This window comes from Bacteroidales bacterium, from assembly GCA_013141385.1.
Classification (GTDB): Bacteria; Bacteroidota; Bacteroidia; order Bacteroidales; family Tenuifilaceae; genus UBA8529.
On record JABFRB010000019.1, the window covers coordinates 116,944 to 137,881 of the forward strand.

Here is a 20,938-nt window from a genome sequence, read left to right on the forward strand (position 1 = left end):
TATTTTATGAAAAATACAGATGTACAAAAACGCTGGGGAATTTTACTTGCGGCATTCTTTGTAAATTTGTTTCTTGGAGGTATTTATGCCTGGAGCGAAATTAAAATATCCTTAATAAAGGAATTGAATTGGAGTGCCGGATCAACTAAATTACCTTTTACCATAGCTTTAGTTATGTTTGTGGTATTAACCATCATTGGTGGTCGTCTACAGGATAAATATGGCCCTCGATATGTGGGTGTAATTGGCGGAATTTTATTTGGAATGGGCTTCATTCTTTCTGCATTTGCAGCAAATTACTTTATTATGTTATTAACTTTTGGAGTAATTTGTGGATCAGCAATGGGATTATGTTTCTCTACAACTATACCTAGTGTTATTAAATGGTTCCCTTTAAAGCAGAAGGGACTTGTTTTGGGTTTCGCTGTTTCTGGCCTGGGATTGGCTCCATTATACATGGACTTGTTAACAAACTATTTGCTGAAACTTTACGGAATACAAAATACATTTATCATTCTTGGAGTACTATCATCTATTTTCTTAGTAATATTTGCGTTTTTATTGACAAAACCTTCACCTGAAAACCTGTTTTCCGAAGAAAAACAGGTCGATTATAATTGGAAAACAATGCTTGGATCGAAATTTTTTTATGCTTTTTGGTCATTGCTTTTGCTATTTTCAGTTGCAAGTCTTTTAATTATTGGTTCTTTAGGAAGTATTGCTGACGCTCAAGCATCATGGAAAGCAGGATTTACCTTGGTTATTATTCTTGCAATATCTAATTTTATTGGGCGGGTGTTGAGTGGTTATTTTTACAATAAATTCGGTTTTAGCAAGGTTATTCTGACCATAATTTTCATCCAAATTGCTAATATATTGTTTTATTGGAGTTATACAACAGTTCCTCTCCTTGCTTTAGGAATTGCAATTACTGGGTTTTCTTATGGAGCACTCTTCACCCTGTTTCCATCATTAATGATCGATTCTTTTGGCTTAAAAAACTTTGGGCTAAATTTTGGGTTAGTCTATACGGCATGGGGAATAGCTAGTATTTTTGTTCCTATGTTTAGAAGTAATTTTATAGTTGCGACAGGAACCTTAAATATTCCTCATTTAATTGCAATCTTTCTTTTTGTAATTTGTATCAATATACTAATGAAATTAAAATCATTACAACCACTAAAATAAGCGAAGTGGAAAGAATAAATTATGTGTTTCCGCATGATAAAATCCTCAAAAGGTTCTTCGTTTTACTGAAAAAAATCAACTAGAAGTTTTGACAAGAATAATATGTAAAATAGAATAACAGTAATTCTGTTCGACTTACACGTAACAGGTCTTACCATTTAATGGCTTTCTTGTGTTTATAAACAGAGGAGGAAAGAGTTTGATATGAAAGAAATAAAATGCATATTGATTTTTGTTTTGTTTACTGCTTCAACTTACGCTCAAGTTAGAATATGTGGTAAGGTCTTTAATGAAACAGGAGAACCTTTAATTGGTGCAAACGTCTACGTTAAAGGTACGTATGATGGAGCCTCAACTGATTCTATAGGATATTTCAAATTCACTACTGATTCTACAGGTAAGCAATTATTGGCGGTTTCATTTCTGAGCTATAAGAACTTAGAAATTGAATTAGATTTATCTAAAAAAATAGAACCATTAACGATTACTTTGGTTGAATCAATGAAAGAATTAGATCCCGTTACGATTAATGTAGGTGCATTTGAAGCTGGCGATAAAAAGAGATCCGTTACACTTAAATTGCTTGATATTACCACAACACCGAGTGCTTTAGGGGACGTATTTGGAGCGTTATCGTCTTTTCCAGGTTCTCAGATTGTTGGTGACAAAGGAGGGCTATATGTTCGAGGAGGTGAAGGTTACGAAACAAAAACCTATATAGATGGATTACAGGCTACAAATCCATATTTTTCAAGTTTACCAGACCTACCAAGTCGTGGACGTTTTTCTCCTACTTTATTTTCTGGTACAGTATACGCCACGGGTGGTTATTCTGCCGAATTTGGACAAGCACTTTCCTCTGTAGTTAATTTAAATTCTATTGGAATAGCCGATGAAACGCAAAGTGCTGTTTCTCTTACGTCTGTTGGAGTGAATGCATCCCAAACTCAACGATGGGATAAATCTTCACTTGCTCTAACTGCAAATTATAGCAATTTGATTTTTACATATAAGATCTTAAAAAACAATATTGGTTGGGTAAAGTACCCAGAAAGCGTTGATTTTACTACCATTTATAGGCATAAACGTGGTAAATACGGGTTATTTAAATTATATGGTTTTGTTAATTTAAACAGTGCATCTATGCACTATAATCCAAGTGCTGATGAAGACGGCGGCACTGTTGTTAGTCTTAAGAACAAGGATATATACCTAAATACTATTTACACCGACAAATTATCAGACAAATGGAGAATTAGAGTAGGATTTTCTTTTACCAAAGATAATCTTAGTATTATGCAAGATACCTTCAAAGTCTCTGAACCCGTTTTCTCTGCTCATCAGAAATTAATCTTGACTAATAAATTAAATGATCATTTTTCTTTGAAATTGGGTGAAGACATATCAATATACTCTTTTAGTTTTAAATACTTTTCCTTTTTGGATTTAACCACTTTTAAACAAAGTTTTTTGGTTACTAATCCTGCTCTTTTTGCCGAATCTGAAATAAGTATAAATTCAAGGCTTGCTATTAGAACTGGGTTACGCGGTGAATATTTATCATTAATGAACGAGAAAAAACTCAGCCCTCGCATATCATTTGCCTATAAATATAGCAGAAATGCTCAGATATCCTTTGCGTATGGGCAATTTACGCAGCGTCCAGAAAATGAATATCTACTCTATAATAATAAACTTAAGTCAGAGAAAGCCTCACATTATATAATAAATTATCAATATGAAAAAAACAACCAGATTTTTAGAGTCGAGGGATACAAAAAAACATATAAGGATCTGGTAAAGTATTTAAACGAAAACAATATAGATCCATTAACTTACAACAATAGAGGATATGGGTATTCGATGGGCATTGATGTTTTTTGGCGCGATAGCAAAACTCTGAAAAATATGGATTATTGGATATCATACTCATATATCAACACAAAACGTGATTATAAAAATTATACTAAGGACGACACGCCTCCTTACATTTCTCCACATACCTTTTCCGTTGTTGTTAAGTATATGTTTCCTAAAATTGATACACATATTGGAATAAATTATACTTATGCTAGTATTAAAAACTGGTTTAATCCAAATTTGGGAGATAACATTCATGCTAAAGTTAAAGCATATAATGATATTAGTCTTAATATCATTTATATGACTTCGGTTTGGAAAAAACTTACAGTTTTGTATTTTAACGTAAATAATATTTGTGGATTTAATAACGTTTTTGGATATAATTACAACAAGGATACTTTATACCCTATTGTAAGCACACCCGAACGTTTTTTCCTTATAGGTGCCTTTATTTCATTTAAATAATTAAAAACTTTTAATCCTATGAAAAAACTATTTTTTCTTGCATTCTTTTTATTGTCTTGTATTTTAGGAAATGGGCAAGATGATAAGTTTTCTAAAGCAATGCTTGCTAACATGGAAAAAGCCAAAAGTGCGTATACTAGCTCTGATTTACAAGAGTTATCGGCTAATTATGAGCGCATTGCATTAGCAGAACAAACACAATGGACGGCATGGTATTATGCAGCTTATTATTATCTTGCTGCTAATTATATGGAAACAGATGTAGCGAAGAAAAAGAATTATCTTGACCATGCACAAAATTGTGTTGATGAAGGAGTAAAACTTAAACCGGAAGAATCAGAGCTTCTTGTATTGAAAGTAATGATTCTATATGGGCTAATGGCAGTTGATCAAACAATTGCAATGGAAACATATCCTAAAACAGTCGAATTGCTTGAGCAAGCTAAATCTTTAAACCCTGATAATCCAAGAATATATCTGACACAAGCTGAAGCAATATACAACATGCCAGTAGAATTCGGAGGTGGAAAGGAAAAAGCAAAATCGACTCTCCAGATAGCGAAAGAAAAATTTGATAAATATACTCCTGCAAATATATTAGACCCTAATTGGGGAAAAGAACGCTGTGAAATGCTTCTTGGAGAATGTCAAAAATAAGAGTGATAGACATTTGCTGATAAAGAATAACCTCTAAGTTCCAAATATTAGGGAACTCATAAGATATTCACAAAGTTGACTGCGAATATCTAAGACATACCAGCACATCATGGCCGAAACTATCAACAAGATAATATTGAAGTGCTTGTGGTGAAAATTGCCTTTCTGGTTCAAAGAGGCTACTTAACCTTGCTGGAAATTTCGTGAAAATGGTTTGTCTTTGAAAATGAATTTGTTTCCTATTAATTTTTCGTGTGTTCGATTTAAGAATAATAGTATGTTTATTGGCCGAGGTATATATTTTTTCGGTGCGATAGCGTAAGATTGGAATTGAACTTACAAACTCTGCAAGGTAAAAGGCGAGCTGTAGCTATTATACATGCTCGCCTTTCAAAAAAATTAATACAACAATATTGACAAAATATAAAGTCTCTGCTCCTTTGGAAGCAGATTGGTTAATATTGAATTCTTTTTAATATTGTTTGCCCTAATTCAATAAAATACGAACCTATCATAATAATTCATACCAAAAAGAACCGAGAGCACAGAGGTTTTTTGATTTTGCATAAATGCAAAATCAAAAATATGCAATACATCAAATCCTAAATTCTTTAATATAATTCCTCACTTCAAACTAACGTCAAAATATCTCCTTTTAAAAAAGAACGCCACATTCACCAGACCAATCATCACCGGAACCTCAACAAGTGGTCCGATAACTGCTGCAAAAGCTTCACCTGATTTTATGCTAAATACTGCGATGGCAACCGCAATGGCCAACTCAAAGTTATTGCTTGCTGCTGTAAACGAAAGGGTGGTTGATTGTTCGTAGGTAGCACCAATCTTTTTACTCATCCAGAACGATAGAACAAACATCACAATGAAGTAGATTAGTAATGGAATTGCTATTAACACTACATCTACGGGTATTTTAATAATATATTCCCCTTTTAGAGAGAACATCACAATAATTGTGAATAGAAGTGCAATCAGGGTTAACGGGCTGATTTTAGGTACAAATTTGGTATGGTACCAATCCTTGTCTTTTACTCTGATTAGGATGAAGCGGGTTAAAAACCCAGCAATAAAAGGGATTCCAAGGTAGATAAAGACACTTTTCGCAATTTGCCCAATGGTTATTGATTCAACACTGCTGTTGGTTGGAATACCAAACCATCCGGGAAGTACAGCAATAAAACAGTATGCGTAAACCGAAAAGAAAAGCACTTGGAAGATTGAGTTGAAAGCAACTAGTCCTGCAGCATACTGTGTGTCTCCCTTTGCCAAATCGTTCCAAACAATTACCATTGCAATACAGCGGGCTAGGCCAATCATAATAATTCCATACATATAGGGAAGATTGGCATTGTTCTCACCCGGAAACAACTTAAAAAAAGCTATTGCCAAAGCAAACATCAGAATTGGTCCAATTATCCAGTTCTGAACTAGTGATAATGATAATACCTTCCAATTACGGAAAACATCACCCAACTCTTCATACCGAACTTTTGCTAGAGGCGGAAACATCATTACTATCAAGCCAATCGCTATAGGTATGTTGGTTGTACCGCTTGACATGCTGTTCCAAAATTCAGCCACACTTGGGCTAAGCCAGCCAGCAAATACGCCAATAAACATGGCTAAAAAAATCCACAGGGTTAAGTACCTGTCGAGGAATTTAAGTCTTTTTTGTGAGGGCATATTTTTAAAATTTGAAAATAATACAATTTGAAAATTTGATAATGATGGATTAATGGGTTTTGGATGTACTAATGATTTTTGAGAAAATTTTGATTATTTCAGCTAAATCCACAAGCAATTGTTCGTTGAAAGGATACGAAGGAGAGTTTTTGCAGATTAATAGCCAATACTCTGTCTCATCGGCTTCTTTTGCTGCCACTTTGATTTTATGAATAAAATCGGCTTTGCTTTCAGCATTCTGTACCTCTCTTACATTCGCTCCAATCGAAGTCCCTGATTTTAGTAATTGTCTTGAAATTACAAATTTTCGATTCTCCTCAAGTATTTCGCAGAATTGTACAATATCAAGTGCAAATTGAAAAGTCTTATTAACTATAATATTATCCCTATCATTTCTCATATCATAGAAGTTAGATAGTTGATTACACAATTTTCAAATCCTCAAATTACCTAATTATCAAATTAATATGTTTTCAGCAACAATCACTCCCTGTACCTGAACAATCACACGAAGCCTCGGTACCTTTTAACAAACCGTTTAGAATTCCTGCAGCACATCCTACCCCAGATCTAACACTTATTGCTCCTTCGGGACAATTCTTTGCACATGCTCCGCACTCCATACACTGATCTCTATTCTGAATAAACGCTTTTTTATCTTTAAACTGAAAAACTTCATGCGGACATACGGTAATGCACATCATGCAACCAGTGCATTTATCTCGATTGAGTTGCAGTGTAACAACATCTTTTAAGTATTGCATAGTTTTCATATTATACCAGTTTCGAAATAATAAAAAGAATAATACCTATTGCAGCAAAAGCTATCTGAAGAGGAATAGACCATTTCATCTCCTTTTTAACCCCCGAAAGCGAAGTGTAGGTTGATGAACCAGTGAAATTCATTGCAGCAAACGAAGCAATGCTTATGCTGAAAAACCCCAAAGCGATAAAATTTAAATTTGATACATTAAAGAATTGTTTTATAACCAAAGTTGAAACTGTACCCCATATAGCCCCCTTTAAAGCAAAAGCACGAAAGGGGGTATAGGGTAGCATAAGTGGAGTAATCACAATCCCTGCAATGTAAGCCCACAAAACACTACATACCGAGAAAGAACCTGTTTCGATAATTCTGGAAAAAGAAAAGCCTGTTTTATCAATCCCTGATAGTATCAAAATTACACCAATAGCTATCATTAACTTATACTTGCCATACATCAAATCGACAGGAATAAGTTTTGCTCGTTCTTTCAATGTGAAATTGACTTTCCGCATGGAGGGAGTTGCTTTGTACCCATTTTCAATAAATGGTTTGATGTCGCAGGCAAGAACGGGTCCATAAATAACGCTAAACCCAGATTTTTCTTTCACTTCATGAGCAGCAACTCCGGGAGCACCTAATTGAGGCACAATAATTTTTCGGTGTTTTATTATTTGTTCAAGTGATGTGTTTTTAATACTTTTAATAATATTTTCTGTGCTAAATGTTTTCTTTCCTGCAGCACACCAAACGTTTATGCCTTTTGTATCAAGTACAAGTACCCAAGCATTCATGCCATGCAGAGCTCGACGAAGATGATCAAAGCTTAATTTATAATTAGCAGAAACAAAAATGTCCGAATCAGCATTGGGCGTTCCAATAGCATATAATCCTTGCTTCACGCTATAGTTCATCCTTCCTGTAGACCAACGCACCTTAATTGTGCTCCATAAATCTGAGCTACTCCAGAGGGTTGAAATCTGGTTTACTGTTCCAACAACAGTATCAACGGTTCCTATGATATACTTTTTATTCATGATGATTAAATTGTAATCAGCAAATAAAATCCTACAACAATCATAATTATTCCACCTGTATATTTCAACGCAATTCCGAGTTTTGTGAATGTTCTAGATGTTTTACCGAACCCAAGTCCAATTCCTATCATTATTGTAGTAATAGTTATACAATAGCCAAGTGCATAAGCAAACATCAATAGTATTCCCCAAATAAGGCTGCCTTTTACAAAAGAAACTGCAAGTACAATGGGGAAAACTGGATTGCAAAATGAACTTGAGGCTAGTGTCAACCCTCCAATGGTTAACCCAAAAATCACCGAAGAAAAAATTCCGCTTTTATGATTGGTAGGATTAAGTGAAATGTTAGGTATTTTAAACGAAAGTAAATCAAGAGTAAAAAGTCCGAAAAATATAACTATCAAACCAGCAATTATTTTCCAATATTTACCCAAAGATGCGCTTATCAACTCGCTTGCATAACCGATGATAGCTCCAACTACCATCATTGATATTATCATTCCAGTAAAAAAAAGCAAACTGTTTAATACTATTACTTTCGCTTTTCCCGTTGACCCGATGGAACCTGAATATCCTGCAACAATTGCGATTATAGAAAAATTACAAGCGCAAGTAAAAATGCTGAACAACCCGAATAAGAAAATCGCTATCAGCACAGTGTAATCTGCCTGATTAGAACTTAAAGTATGCCGTATCCACTCTTCCATTACTTCTTGGTTTGCTTACAACATGATTTAGTTTTTTCGGGGTTAGTTATTTTGATATCCCCTTTAATACCCGTTGTATCACAGCAACTTTGCTCAATTTTAGTATTTTTCTGAACTTCTTGGGCATTGTTTTTTCCAACAAGTTTAACACCTACTATAGTTACTGCAGAAAGGACAATTGCAGCAAATAAAATCTTCTTCCAAAGTTTTCCTTTAGGAGGTTCACAACAGTTGCTATTGCTATTGCAATTGCATTTAGCTTTTTCATTCATTTGAATTTCCATTATTTTATGGTTTATTTGAATTAAGGGTTGATAATTTAATCGCTACAGTTCAGTTATAGAAAAACGATGTTGTTTGGTTTTACTGTTAGCAGCACAGCCACATCCATGTTTTCCTAGTATTTGATTGTTATAAAATGCTTTAAACCCTTCACTTATCTCATCACGAACTCTACGAAAAACCACTAATTTTTCTTCGTCAGTTCCTGTTGCCTCGGCTGGGTCATCATATCCCAAGTGCCAGCGTTGCTTTACCTTTCCAATAAATGCAGGGCAGGTTTCGTTTGCACCACCGCAAACAGTAATCACATAATCCCATTCTTCGTTCAAAAATTTGTTAACATGTTTTGGATTTTGATGGCTAATATCTATTCCTATTTCGCTCATAACCTGAATTGCAAATCGATTGATTCTATAAGCAGGTTCTGTTCCAGCAGAAAAAACCTTTAAACTCTTATCGTACGATTGTAAGAAGGCTTCTGCCATTTGGCTTCGGCAGCTATTGCCTGTGCAAAGAATTAATATTTTCATACTATTTCATTTTAATAACTTGAAAATAAATTATAGAATAACTAATTTTTCAAATTACGACTTTTCCATTATTAAGTTTTATCCTATTACTACCATATTCTGCAGCCATAGGGCTATGTGTAACCATAATCACAGTGGTATTTTGTTTTTGGTTTATTTCTCTTAAAATACCAAGTATTTCTTCGGATAAATTAGGGTCTAGGTTGCCAGTAGGTTCATCGGCAAGCAATAGATCTGGGCTATTTGCCAATGCACGGACAATAGCAACACGTTGTTGTTGACCTGCTGATAGCTCCTTCGGGTAATGAGTGGTGCGATCATCCAAACCAACCCATTCTAGTAACTCTAACGCCCGTTTTCTATTGGCTGTTTTATCGCTGTTTTTTACATTTAATGCAATCATTATGTTTTCCAATGCAGTAAGGTATGGAACAAGAGCAAAACTCTGCATTATAAATCCCACGTGGTTACTACGGAAATTGGCAAGTTCTTCTTCATTTTGTAGGTCTATTTTCTTAAAGTTGTAAAACATTTCACCTGAAGTTGGATGCAGTAAACCACCTAGAATTAACAGAAGGGTTGTTTTGCCCGAACCAGAAGCTCCTGTAATGGTTACAAATGAACCTTTGGCTATGCCAAGTGAAAGATTGTCTACCGCATTGATAGCCCCTTCGTGGCGTTGGTATGTTTTTGTTAGATTTTTTAACTCTATAAACATAATTATTCCTCCTGCATGTTTGAGAATGGTTCGATTTTCCCTGCCATATAAGCAGGAATTACTGATCCAAGTATTGAAATGGTGATTGAGATGATAATCGAAATAAAAAATAGCATGTACAATGGGCTTACTTCAATTCCTGCAAATTGGGGCCCTAGCCAAATAGCCGCTAATGTTCCAACAATATATCCAGTAATTCCACCTACTATACCCATTATAACCGCTTTAAGAATGAGTATGAAATACACATGCTTTTTATGGTAACCAATCATACGAAGAATACCTATTTCTTTTCTACGTTCGTTTACATTTGCCCAAATGTAATTACCAATAGATATGCTACCTACGAATAGTATGATGATGAGAAATATCAGTGATATTTTATTCATCATGCGGTTAGTTTCAATTTGGGTTGAAACAATTTGCCCAATAGTGGTTATGCGTGTATCAGGTAAAATATTACGCATTTTGCTCAACAAGCCGTCTGAAATTGCACTACAACAACCCATAATTTCAATTGCGCTTATTTGCTCTCCTGTACCTAAAAGGGCTTGAACAGTATGTAGGTTTGCAAATACCCTATCATCATCAACAGTTCCTGTTTCGGGTAAAACCTTTACAATGGCAAAGGTTCTGTTTTCGATAGTAAGCGTACCATTTTCTTTTACACGGAGCCTTTGAGCAACAGCAGACCCAATAAAACAGTCGGATTCTGCAAGGGTATCAATTCCTTTACGCTGTAACTTCTCGTCTAAGTATTTTGCGGGTTGTGCATTGGGTTTAGGAGCACAACTTGCAGCTAACGGAGTTCCCAATAATCCACCTTTTTGCCAAATTGGCTTTGAGGCAATTTCGCTTTTAGGGAGGATACCCGTAAGCACAATACTTTCGTTGCCAATTTTTACCCTACGGGTTAATTTTGGCGACATATTATCAACACCAGACAGGGTAGAGGTTACAATTCTTTCAATATAACTTTCGGGAAAAGTAGGTGCATCAATATCGGCAGAGTAGTAATTGTCTACACTTGCTGCTTGAGGCAACACGAGAATGTTTGCGCCTAAGTTATCAAGATTCACGGCAACCGCTTTTTCCGATATTACTGAAATTGAGCGGATGCCAACAATTACTCCGATACCAAGTGTTATGGCGAGTAACCCCGAAATCAGTTGAGATTTGCGATGCCAAAGCTCTTTTAACGTTAAATCTATTAATGTCATGATTCTATTGCTTTTTTAACATGTTTATTTAACAGCCTTTAGAACCACAACTGGGTCCACACGTTTTTTTTACAGGAGTTTTTGCTGCTGTAACTAATTTTTCAACTTCGGGAATAGTTGTTGATGTTTCTACCACTTGCCCAAGTTTATTGAATACTATAGTAATTGATGCATTCGTTGATTTATCTATACTTAGCTGATTCATAAAACCAGTTTCGTCTGGGTCGTTCATATCTACTTCAACAAAAACGGCTTCGTCATTTAGCACTACAACTGCTACTTGGGCATTTTTTATTACCTCATTCCTATCAGCAAATGATTTTTTTGTAAATACAACTATTGATGGTTTACTTAAACCAATAGCCGTATACACCTCCTCCATTTTTGGAGTAGGGACAAGGGATGCAATTTTATCAGCAGTAGCTTGGCTGAGAATAAATCCCCCTGACAGAAGTCCTTTCGTGGATAATACTAGAATAATTGGAAGTGGTGCTCCTGAAAGTCTCCAAGCATCAACCAATTGTGCATTTGCAGCATCATCTCTATCCAGTTGAGCAATTACTGCGTTTTTATAGATGGTAACTGCACCTTTTGCTATTTCGATTGCTTTTTCGGTATCCATTGAGCCTGTTCCCATTACGACAACAAATACTGCTTTCCCATCTCTCTTTGCCCTATCAAGTTCGGATTGTAATTTTGTATTAACAGGTTGCACAGTCTGCTGACCTATTTCAGTTTTTTGCTGAAGGTTTTTATTATCATTAACTTTTTTATCATCAGCATTTGAATTGGTACATGCACTAACTGTTAAAGCATTTGCTATAAGTAGGCTTAATAGTTGCCATTTCTTTAGAATTCTCATATTATATCAATTTATAGGTTAAATTTTCTATTTTGATTCTGAATGACAATCAACATTACAATCAATGTTAATCAACTTTATGGGTTCAAAAAAACTATCGAACATTTGCAGGTATTTCTCAATTGAAGAGCCACAAAGGCAATAGTTAACCTTTAACCCATCAATCTCACCATAGATCAGCCCTAAATCTCTTAATTCTTTAAGGTGCTGCGAAACGGTGGTTCGACTCAGAGGTATAAAATCGGAAATATCACCCGAAATACAGGTTTTTGTTTCTGCTAGATATTGCAATATTGCCAATCTAGCAGGATGGGATATAACTCTAGCAAATTTCGCAAGGTCCTGCAATGATTCATCAAATTTTTTCGCTTTATTCATTTCTATTATTTCTAGTGTCGCAAACATACGACATTGTTTTTAATAAAAAAATTATTGAATATTAATTTTATGATATTTTTTTGAGAAAAGTAATGAATAGTGATATTTTATTCAATCTCAATACTTTGACAAACACTATAAATAGATTTTTTCCAACAACACGATTTTAACGATACCAATGAGTAATTAAATTATTTCTTAATTCTACTTTGACAGATTAGAAAAACACATGAAAAATCAACCTAATTTACCCCTGTCCCTAAAGGATAAGGGGTGAAAAAGCAGAAAAAGCAAGCACAAACGTAATCTGTCAAAGTAGAATTAAGATTGTTTTTTGACTCCCTTTTTGTGAAGAATAATATTTGCCTTTTCTACAGTAATCATACATCCCTTATTTAGGTCATCAAATATTGGTAGGATGACCTCAATAAATTTCTCGATTTTTTCCGACTCATCTAATATTTCCACAACAAGTGGAACTTTTTCGGTTAACTCCCAATTGGTTGGTGAATATATTGCACTGCTTGAGCCGTAGCCCATAATCCCTTTAAGAACAGTTGCTCCAGCAATTCCTTGCTGTTTTGCATTAAAAACTATCACCTCGTAAAGGGGTTGATGCTTGAATTTATCGGTTGAACTGATGAATATTCGTAATAGTTTGGCCTCACCTTTTATTTCCATGACTATAGAATTTTAGTGATAAGATTACCGAAATATGTAGCCATAAGCCCGAGAAATACACTTAGGCTAGTGTAGAGAGCAAAATAAAAAAAATCTCCATCCCTTAATAGAGCAATGTTCTCGTTGGCAAAAGTTGAAAATGTGGTAAACCCTCCACAAAAACCCACGGTTAGGAACATTCGCCAATCAGAATTCATTATATCCCCTTTCTCCGAAAGGCCAAAGAATAATCCAATTAGGAAACATCCGACAATATTGACAAGAAAAGTCCCGTAGGGAAATGCCGAAAGGATATGATTTTGAATATAACGAGATGCTAAAAATCTAGAAACCGTTCCTATAAAGCCTCCTGTACCGATTATAAGAATTAGTCGAAACATATATGCTGATATTTTACTTTAAAGATACAAAATCTAATGTAAGTAGGAGTTATCAGCTTTTAAAGACGGGCAAAGGCGAACTCCATCACCTATTCAAAAATAAAAAATCTCTTGAGTAAACTATGTTTTGAGTAAAAATCGTCACCTTAACTCTCTTTCAAATTCTCCTGGTAAAACTTAAACAATCGCTGCTTTATTTTATCCCTAGTATATCGGAATTCACTTAGTATTCGATCCTCAGAACCTGTAACCAAGGAAGGATCGTCAAAACCAATGTGAATACGATGTTTTACTTTACCATAAAAAATGGGACAAAATTCATTAGCACTGCCACAAACGGTAATTACATAGTCCCAATCCTCTCCAAGATAAACACTTACACTTTTAGGTTTATTTGAACTGATATCTATCCCAATTTCTGTCATAACTTTTATGGCATACTCATTAACACTTGCTGCGGGTCTTGTTCCTGCGGAATGAACTTCGAGAGAGGGGTCAAATGATTGCAAAAGACCTTGAGTCATCTGGCTTCGACAACTATTGCCTGTACATAAAACTAAAATCTTCATGATATTTTGAATCACTTAACATTTAATAAAAAAAGATAACAAATATATTTGAAAATCATATAACATAAAAGTCAATGAAAAAATAAATTACTCACTTACAATGCATTAAAACTCCGATCCTTTGTGCCGAGGGTAATCAATTGAGTAGTGTAGACCTCTACTCTCATGCATCTTTTGGGCATTTTTAATAATCAAATATCCAACATTAATTAGGTTACGAAGTTCACATAGATTTTGTGTTAATATCGACTTTTTATAGAGTTCTTCTGTTTCTCGATAAATAATCTCAAGGCGATGTAGTGCTCGCTCCAAACGAAGATTAGAACGCACAATTCCCACATAATTACTCATGATCTGCTGCATTTCCTTGTAACTTTGTGTAATTAGTACCATCTCCTCGGTATGGGTTGTACCCTCGTAGTTCCAATCAGGAATTTCCTCGTTAAAGTTGATTTTTTTAGCTGCTTCTAGTGAATGTTTTGCAGCCCTTTCGGCATATACAATTGCCTCAATTAGCGAGTTAGATGCAAGTCGATTTGCACCATGCAAACCAGTTGATGAGCACTCTCCAATTGCATAAAGACGATGAATAGAACTCTCCCCATCAGTGTTAACTTTTATTCCACCACAAAGGAAATGAGCGGCAGGAACAACAGGAATCATATCTTTAGTGATATCAATTCCTATCGAAAGGCATTTCTCGTAGATATTCGGGAAATGGTGCTTTATTTCGTTTGGATCCTTAAAAGTTGCATCAAGGTAAACAAAATCGTCCCCACGCATTTTCATCTCGTGGTCAATGGCTCGGGCAACAATATCACGGGGAGCAAGAGAGCCTCGCTTATCGTATTTACTCATCAATTCTTTACCATCCCTTGTTTTGAGTATGGCTCCAAATCCACGCATAGCCTCGGTAATAAGGAACGATGGACGTTCGCCAGGATGATAGAGTGAAGTTGGGTGAAATTGTATAAATTCCATATTCTCAACAACGCCTTTTGCACGGTATACCATGGCAATACCATCGCCAGTTGCGATAAGTGGGTTTGTGGTTGTATGGTAAATATTGCCTGTTCCGCCTGTTGCCATTACAGTAACACGAGCCAAGAATTTACCTACTTTTTGTGTTTTTAAATCGAGGATGTACGCTCCGTAGCAGGTTACATCGGGGTTTCCCTTTTTAATTTGTACCCCCATGTGGTGCTGTGTAATTATTTCAACAGCAAAGTAGTTTTCAAAAACCTGAATATTAGGGTGTTGTTTTACTTTTTGTGATAATGCTCGTTGAATTTCGAACCCAGTATTGTCTTTGTGGTGTAATATTCTATGCTCTGAATGTCCTCCCTCACGGGCTAAATCATACTGCCCATTTTGCTTACGATCAAACCTAACATCCCACTGAATTAGCTGGCTGATTTGTGCGGGAGCTTCCGATACGACCATTCTTACAATCTCTTCGTTACACAGTCCATCACCACAAATCAAAGTATCCTGAACATGCTTTTCGAATGTATCTGGATCATAAGTAACAGCGGCTATACCTCCTTGTGCATAGGCGGTATTGGTAACGTCGAGACTTGCTTTTGAAATTAGAATAACTTTCCCATGATCGGCTACCTTAAGTGCATAACTTAATCCCGCAATACCAGAGCCGATAATCAAAAAATCACAATTGTAGTTTGGCATATATGCCTATATTTTCTGCAAATATACACTTAACCGAAGGAAGGTGATGTGTACAGTGAAAAAATATTATTTGCGTTTTTGTGTCCTATAGTTAGATTCTTTATTCGTGGTTATTGGTGTACTTGGTAATTATTTGGTTTCGGAGATCAGTAAACATCTCGGTAACCCTATTCATCTTACCATTGGAGTAATTGGTTAAATGCTCACGTGCGGATTTAGGATCCTTTTTGTAAAGAGCCAATGCCTCATCCTCAATCGCCTTTTGATTGTTGAACATTTCTGCCTCAAAAGGATCGCGAACAGCACGAACATCCTTAACTATATCCTGAAAACGGAAGTTTGCAAGATTATCGACAAAATCTATTGCCCAACGAGCCGATTTTTCATCGTATTTGTTTGGATCGTAGGTATTATAGGTCTCAGCAACCGAAAGATTTCCTGAATAGATTGGTATATATGGGCTAAAGTAAGGATTATCGAGATAAACCCAGTATACGCCCCCAATTTCATTGGGTAGCCAACCACGAAGTTGCATTACCATCCCGTAGTGTCCACGGTGACGGGCAACTGGACGACGATATGTTTGCTTAATAAGTTTTCTCATTTCACTCCCCGGGAAAGGAGTTGCAAGTGGGCTTTTTACATATCCACCCTTTCCGTCGGGAACAAGCCATTCTGGGTACGATGTCATATCGTAGATTGTACCCTCAAAGGTTGAGCGTTGGAATGCCATTACATCTTGAACCGAAATTTTTTTCTCCGGAACTGCTGCAAATGGGTATAACGAAAGTGGCTCAACTACCTGATAGTATGGTTGCATCCCCTTAAATGGATTTGTAGGATCGAGCATTCTATCGGGCCAATTCTTTAAATTTGGAGTAAATGTATGATAGAATAGCCAGAAACGGCTTGTAGCGTACTCCTCAGGAAGTGGAGCATAAATATCTTGCCAAATAAATGGTTTCCCTGATTTTGGGTTATACCATCCACGATCAATAGCCTCCTGCATATAGTTTGCAGAAACCATGAAGTTCTCTTTATCCTTCGCATTTATCTCTTTAATGATGCTCCAGTTTGGAATCATAGTTCCTTGATCCTCTGGTAATCTTTGTGCTGCCCAAATTGCACCAAGTTTTTTGCTTTCAGGAGTCCAACCCGCACCAACGCCAAACACTTCAAAAACCCAAGCCTCTTCGGTATCAGCAATTACTAGGGTTTCAGAACCATCACCGCTTGAGGGGAGAAAACCATAGGTTGTTAGCAGATTACCAATGAATAGGGTTGCATCCTTTGCTTTTTTAAATCTTTGTAAAGCAAAAATCATTGCTTGCTCAATGGTCATTATTTGTTTACCATTTTCGAGGGTGCAAATTAGCTCATCCCTTTGTGCTGTGGTACTCTCGGCTATGCCAAGCTGATACTCATTTATATGTGAGTATGCCGATTGAAAATACCCATAAGTTTTTTCAACTTGGGGTATATATCCAAGTATTTTACCATCATCGTTTAGCGGACGATCAGCATCCTGAATTCCCCAAAAAATTGGAGCCATTTCACCTGCTTTATAGGTTTTGCCCGGAACATAGAAAATTCGTGAATCGGGGCCTGTATCGGTATGCGATATTATTACTGAACCATCGGCAGTAGCCTTTTTACCAACAGCAATAATTGTACACGAAAAGGCATTTGATGCTAGCAATGATGCCAAAAGTATTGTAACACAAATAATTCTTGGGGTTTTCATTATGCTATATTTTTAAGAGAATAATTAATGTTTAGTGACCATTCAGGTTTATATTTTAACAAATATTTTCTTTGAAAGTAAAGATTTCAAGTTATGGTAATCATTAAATATTAATACGTTAAGCCTTACTTGGTTCACGCAAAGTCGCAAAGCACGCCAAGGGATAAAAAACTAAAGGTTTTTTCTCTTTGCGTACAAACCATAGGTAAAATTTGGTGTATTCTAATCATAATATTTCAGCTATTTTTAACCGCATTCTTCTTTTATCTTCTTTGCTCCTTAGCGACTTTGCGTGAGAATATTTTTTATTGTAAATAGTTACAAAGTTTACAATATCTGAAAAACACGCTTTGTTCCAGTAAAATTGCCTCCTCCACCATGCTTTTTTGAAGAGAGATCTACTTTCAACCACTTTTCAAGTACGGTATAAATGCTATCCTGCATCTGAACCGGAAAACTGCTAATTCTTGTTTTATGGCTTCCTTCAGGGTTAATCATTAAAACTGCATTCGTTTTATTACCCGGATTCACTGCTGTTGATGACCATGCATCGTTCTGACCATAGATGTAAAGCATATTGTTCCCCGATTCTTTTACCCATGAATCAATATCCTTCATTATATCGGGATTGAATACCGCTTTGTGCCCATTGGGCATTGCAAAGTTAAAAATGATATTTGAAGTATCTTTCAAATATTTGCTGAACGGTTTAACCTGATACCCATACATCCCTATCTCGGTCATTGCTTGATAAAAGAATGGGCGGGTTTTTTCTATGTCCTCCTCATCAAAGAATGTAAACGGATTAATCATTTTCCAGTGAAGAAAGAGAATTTGGGTCGGTGATCCTTTTAATGGAATACTCTCGCATGATGAGCCCCATTGCCAGAAGGCAAAAGAATACTCTAAAACGCTTAAATCGTATGCCCTATCCAATCCCATTTTAAACTCCCAGTTATTCTTTTTTGCCAAGGCTTCAAACAATGGAAAAATCTCCTTTTTCTTTTCGAAAAGCTGTATCTGAAAATCGTAAATCTTAAGCCTACACTCATCAGTACCCACCTTGTTTAGGAAATCGTAAACCCTTGGATCTTCGCTCGAAAAATTTAGTGGAGCAACGTAGGGTACGCTAGCATCAACATCGTTGGGGTAAAACCGACGATGAAAAATTGTTGCCTGTCCGCTTTTGCTTATGCCCGTTGATACCCACTTGCCTTTGTAGAAAGGCTTAAAAGCCTCAATAATCTGATGCTGATCCGCAGCAGCCTGTTTCACATTTAAGTAGCTCCAAGGAATTGAATCCTTGGGACGGCTTCGATCAAAAAACCTATGCTCAATGGTTATCTGGTTTGCATCGAGAATTCGTGTAAGCTCATTGGCTTTTGAGGTATACATGGTGTAACCATCAATCACAACAACAACGGGTTTATTAAAATCTTTATGTGAATAGTAAGCCCTTAAGGGGAATGTTGGGCTGTTGGGATTATTATGATCGAGCGGCATTTTAAACCAAACAACGTAGGTTGATTTAAATAGCGTGTCATTGGCAATTGGTTTAATGCTATCGATAGTAGCAATTTGGGACAGCACTTCTTCTGGGGCTGAAATTTTTGGCTTGCACGATTCAAACAGTAAAAATAAGCAAGCAATTAGTGGGAGGTAGAATTTCATTCGCATACTTCTCTCATTTAGCAACACACAATCCTTCAAAGATATAATATTTAGATATTGAACCTCTATTTTAGTTTAAATTGATTAATGAGGTAAATGTTACTTTCCTTCGTTTGTAGGCAAAGGCATAAGCCCTCATCGAGTTCATATTTTTTTAGAATACCCCCAATAATCAATATTTCAAGCAACCGTTTTGCATTGGGTTAAACCAAGCTTGCTTTACAATAATCGCAAAATGCGATAATTTTATAGTTGGAGTTTCTAGGGGCGTTAAAGGGTACAGAGCATAAAAAATACGAAGAACCTAAGGTAAATGTCTTTTACGCAGGGTTCTTCGTTTCTTTGGTGGTTAATAATATTTTACGCTTGAAAAGCCCTACTACGTTCGGCCTCAACATCTCCTATTGTTTTAGCCAAGGGTTTTCCAAGAATTCTATGTCCTGTATCGGTAATTAGCAAATCTTCCTCGTTTCGAATACCTCCAAAATTGCGATATTCATTTACTTTTTTGAAATTAATAAAATCTTTGTTAGTACCATTCTGCTCCCACAAATCAATTAATTCAGGGATAAAATAAATGCCAGGTTCAATGGTTAAAACAAATCCTTCCTTAAGCTCCCTACCCAACCGCAATGATTTTAATCCAAACTGCTTGCTTTTAGGAACACCACAATAGCCAACGTATTGTTCGCCAAGATTTTCCATGTCGTGAACATCCAATCCCATTAAGTGACCTGTTCCGCAGGGGAAAAAGAGTGCATGCGCACCATTTGCAACAGCATCATCGGTATTGCCCTTTGTGAATCCCAGTGCTTTTAAGCCATCGAAAATAGTTCTCGCTACCTGTAGATGAACATCACGGAAGTGAACTCCCGGTTTTAGCATTTCAATTGCTCCGTTGTGCGCTGCTAGTGTGATACGATAGATTTCTTTCTGCTTTTCGGTAAAGGTTTTCCCAACGGGGAATGTGCTACTCATATCGCCTGCATACCCTTTTAGGGTTTCGAAACCTGCATCGAGGAGAAAGAGTTGGCCCTCCTGTATTACGTTTCCGTGATAATGGTTATGCAAAGTTTGCCCGTTTATTGTAGCAATAATTGGGAAGCTGATATCGCCACCTTCGGCAAGGGCAATCTCATAAACTTTAGCAGCAATCTGCGCTTCATTCATTCCCGGTCGTGCATATCGCATGGCTGTTTGATGCATCTCTGCGGTAACGGTTACGGCATAATCCAACTCGTTTATCTCCTCAACCGATTTAATATTCCGCTGCTCTCCAACGACTGTAATAAATGGAATGCTTGTTTTTGCATGAGCCTCTGCTGGGTTGATACCCAAAAAACTCAAAAGTTTAAGTTGATGCTCAGGTCTATATGGGGGCAAATAATTGATTTTGTTCTTGGGATAGCTGTTTATCTTTTCGGAAAATTGTGGTATATCCCCGGTATTCTTAACACCAATGGTTGAAGCCATATCCTTGATGGTTGGTTGAGAGCCCATCCAAACTATGCTATCGATTGTAAAATCATCGCCATAAATGAAATCGTTACCACTCTCGATATCCATTATGGCATAAAGTCCGGGTTTTTTCAGTCCAAAGTAGTAAAGAAATGTGCTATCCTGCCGAAAGTGATAGGTATTATCCTCGTAATTCATTCCACTCTCATCATTACCAATGAATAGTAGAACTCCTGCTTTAAACTGCGACCTTAGCTGGTTGCGACGGTCGATGTAGGTTTGTTTGCTGAACATAGGGTTGGCTAAATAATTAGGTTACATTTGCTTGCTGCTGTTAAGGAAGAAGATTTTAGAACAAGGATTAACGAGTTTTGATTT

The 20,938-nt window shown here is 36.3% G+C and carries 21 protein-coding genes; 3 read left to right on the top strand and 18 right to left on the bottom strand.

The features are described from left to right. Nucleotides 1–6 precede the first annotated feature (6 nt). The 3 genes from HOO91_11385 to HOO91_11395 all read left to right on the top strand — a co-directional run bounded on the left by HOO91_11385 (nucleotide 7) and on the right by HOO91_11395 (nucleotide 4,173). On the top strand, nucleotides 7–1,188 hold the full coding sequence (locus HOO91_11385) for an OFA family MFS transporter (GenBank protein NOU18147.1): 1,182 nt from the start codon (nucleotides 7–9) through the stop codon (nucleotides 1,186–1,188). 204 nt (nucleotides 1,189–1,392) lie between these two features. Beyond that, nucleotides 1,393–3,516 carry a TonB-dependent receptor gene (locus HOO91_11390; protein ID NOU18148.1) on the top strand — a complete coding sequence of 708 codons (2,124 nt, stop codon included), beginning with the start codon at nucleotides 1,393–1,395 and terminating at the stop codon, nucleotides 3,514–3,516. Between the two features lie 18 nt (nucleotides 3,517–3,534). After that, nucleotides 3,535–4,173 (top strand): hypothetical protein, encoded by a 639-nt coding sequence (locus HOO91_11395; protein NOU18149.1) that lies wholly within the window; start codon nucleotides 3,535–3,537, stop codon nucleotides 4,171–4,173. A gap of 624 nt (nucleotides 4,174–4,797) precedes the next feature. On the opposite strand, the gene arsB is transcribed toward HOO91_11395, so the two are convergent. From arsB to HOO91_11485, 18 genes are all read right to left on the bottom strand, one after another. Continuing rightward, the gene (gene arsB, locus HOO91_11400; GenBank protein NOU18150.1) at nucleotides 4,798–5,874 is read right to left on the bottom strand and encodes an ACR3 family arsenite efflux transporter; all 1,077 of its coding nucleotides are present in this window, start codon (nucleotides 5,872–5,874) and stop codon (nucleotides 4,798–4,800) included. 49 nt (nucleotides 5,875–5,923) lie between these two features. Continuing rightward, on the bottom strand, nucleotides 5,924–6,274 hold the full coding sequence (locus tag HOO91_11405; GenBank protein NOU18151.1) for a four helix bundle protein: 351 nt from the start codon (nucleotides 6,272–6,274) through the stop codon (nucleotides 5,924–5,926). 73 nt (nucleotides 6,275–6,347) lie between these two features. After that, the gene (locus HOO91_11410) at nucleotides 6,348–6,647 is read right to left on the bottom strand and encodes a 4Fe-4S binding protein (protein NOU18152.1); all 300 of its coding nucleotides are present in this window, start codon (nucleotides 6,645–6,647) and stop codon (nucleotides 6,348–6,350) included. A 1-nt stretch (nucleotide 6,648) separates the two neighbouring features. Next, entirely contained in the window at nucleotides 6,649–7,674 is a 1,026-nt protein-coding gene (locus tag HOO91_11415; GenBank protein NOU18153.1) for an acetyl-CoA synthase subunit gamma, read from the bottom strand. 5 nt (nucleotides 7,675–7,679) lie between these two features. Then, nucleotides 7,680–8,381 carry a hypothetical protein gene (locus tag HOO91_11420; GenBank protein NOU18154.1) on the bottom strand — a complete coding sequence of 234 codons (702 nt, stop codon included), beginning with the start codon at nucleotides 8,379–8,381 and terminating at the stop codon, nucleotides 7,680–7,682. Then, nucleotides 8,381–8,665 carry a hypothetical protein gene (locus tag HOO91_11425; protein NOU18155.1) on the bottom strand — a complete coding sequence of 95 codons (285 nt, stop codon included), beginning with the start codon at nucleotides 8,663–8,665 and terminating at the stop codon, nucleotides 8,381–8,383. The genes HOO91_11420 and HOO91_11425 overlap by 1 nt, the downstream gene beginning before the upstream one ends. A 42-nt stretch (nucleotides 8,666–8,707) precedes the next feature. Further along, on the bottom strand, nucleotides 8,708–9,193 hold the full coding sequence (locus HOO91_11430) for an arsenate reductase ArsC (protein ID NOU18156.1): 486 nt from the start codon (nucleotides 9,191–9,193) through the stop codon (nucleotides 8,708–8,710). A 49-nt stretch (nucleotides 9,194–9,242) separates the two neighbouring features. After that, on the bottom strand, nucleotides 9,243–9,911 hold the full coding sequence (locus HOO91_11435) for an ABC transporter ATP-binding protein (GenBank protein NOU18157.1): 669 nt from the start codon (nucleotides 9,909–9,911) through the stop codon (nucleotides 9,243–9,245). Between the two features lie 2 nt (nucleotides 9,912–9,913). Continuing rightward, nucleotides 9,914–11,131: an ABC transporter permease gene (locus tag HOO91_11440; GenBank protein NOU18158.1), complete on the bottom strand. Its 1,218-nt coding sequence runs from the start codon at nucleotides 11,129–11,131 to the stop codon at nucleotides 9,914–9,916. Nucleotides 11,132–11,159: 28 nt separating this feature from the next. Further along, complete coding sequence (locus tag HOO91_11445) at nucleotides 11,160–11,993, bottom strand: hypothetical protein (GenBank protein NOU18159.1); 834 nt, start codon at nucleotides 11,991–11,993, stop codon at nucleotides 11,160–11,162. Between the two features lie 27 nt (nucleotides 11,994–12,020). Then, nucleotides 12,021–12,371, bottom strand: coding sequence for a winged helix-turn-helix transcriptional regulator (locus HOO91_11450; protein ID NOU18160.1), 351 nt, complete (start codon nucleotides 12,369–12,371; stop codon nucleotides 12,021–12,023). Nucleotides 12,372–12,692: 321 nt separating this feature from the next. Beyond that, nucleotides 12,693–13,052 (bottom strand): DUF190 domain-containing protein, encoded by a 360-nt coding sequence (locus HOO91_11455; protein NOU18161.1) that lies wholly within the window; start codon nucleotides 13,050–13,052, stop codon nucleotides 12,693–12,695. Nucleotides 13,053–13,054: 2 nt separating this feature from the next. Next, entirely contained in the window at nucleotides 13,055–13,432 is a 378-nt protein-coding gene (crcB, locus tag HOO91_11460; protein NOU18162.1) for a fluoride efflux transporter CrcB, read from the bottom strand. 146 nt (nucleotides 13,433–13,578) lie between these two features. Next, nucleotides 13,579–14,001, bottom strand: a complete 423-nt coding sequence (locus HOO91_11465) for an arsenate reductase ArsC (GenBank protein NOU18163.1) — start codon at nucleotides 13,999–14,001, stop codon at nucleotides 13,579–13,581. Between the two features lie 105 nt (nucleotides 14,002–14,106). Beyond that, on the bottom strand, nucleotides 14,107–15,687 hold the full coding sequence (nadB, locus tag HOO91_11470) for an L-aspartate oxidase (GenBank protein NOU18164.1): 1,581 nt from the start codon (nucleotides 15,685–15,687) through the stop codon (nucleotides 14,107–14,109). 100 nt (nucleotides 15,688–15,787) lie between these two features. Next, complete coding sequence (locus HOO91_11475; GenBank protein NOU18165.1) at nucleotides 15,788–17,431, bottom strand: peptidase; 1,644 nt, start codon at nucleotides 17,429–17,431, stop codon at nucleotides 15,788–15,790. 327 nt (nucleotides 17,432–17,758) lie between these two features. Beyond that, a complete protein-coding gene (locus tag HOO91_11480) occupies nucleotides 17,759–19,108 on the bottom strand; it encodes a peptidase (GenBank protein ID NOU18166.1) in 1,350 nt (449 codons plus the stop codon). A gap of 354 nt (nucleotides 19,109–19,462) precedes the next feature. Further along, the gene (locus HOO91_11485) at nucleotides 19,463–20,854 is read right to left on the bottom strand and encodes an aminopeptidase P family protein (protein ID NOU18167.1); all 1,392 of its coding nucleotides are present in this window, start codon (nucleotides 20,852–20,854) and stop codon (nucleotides 19,463–19,465) included. Between the last annotated feature and the right edge of the window lie 84 nt (nucleotides 20,855–20,938).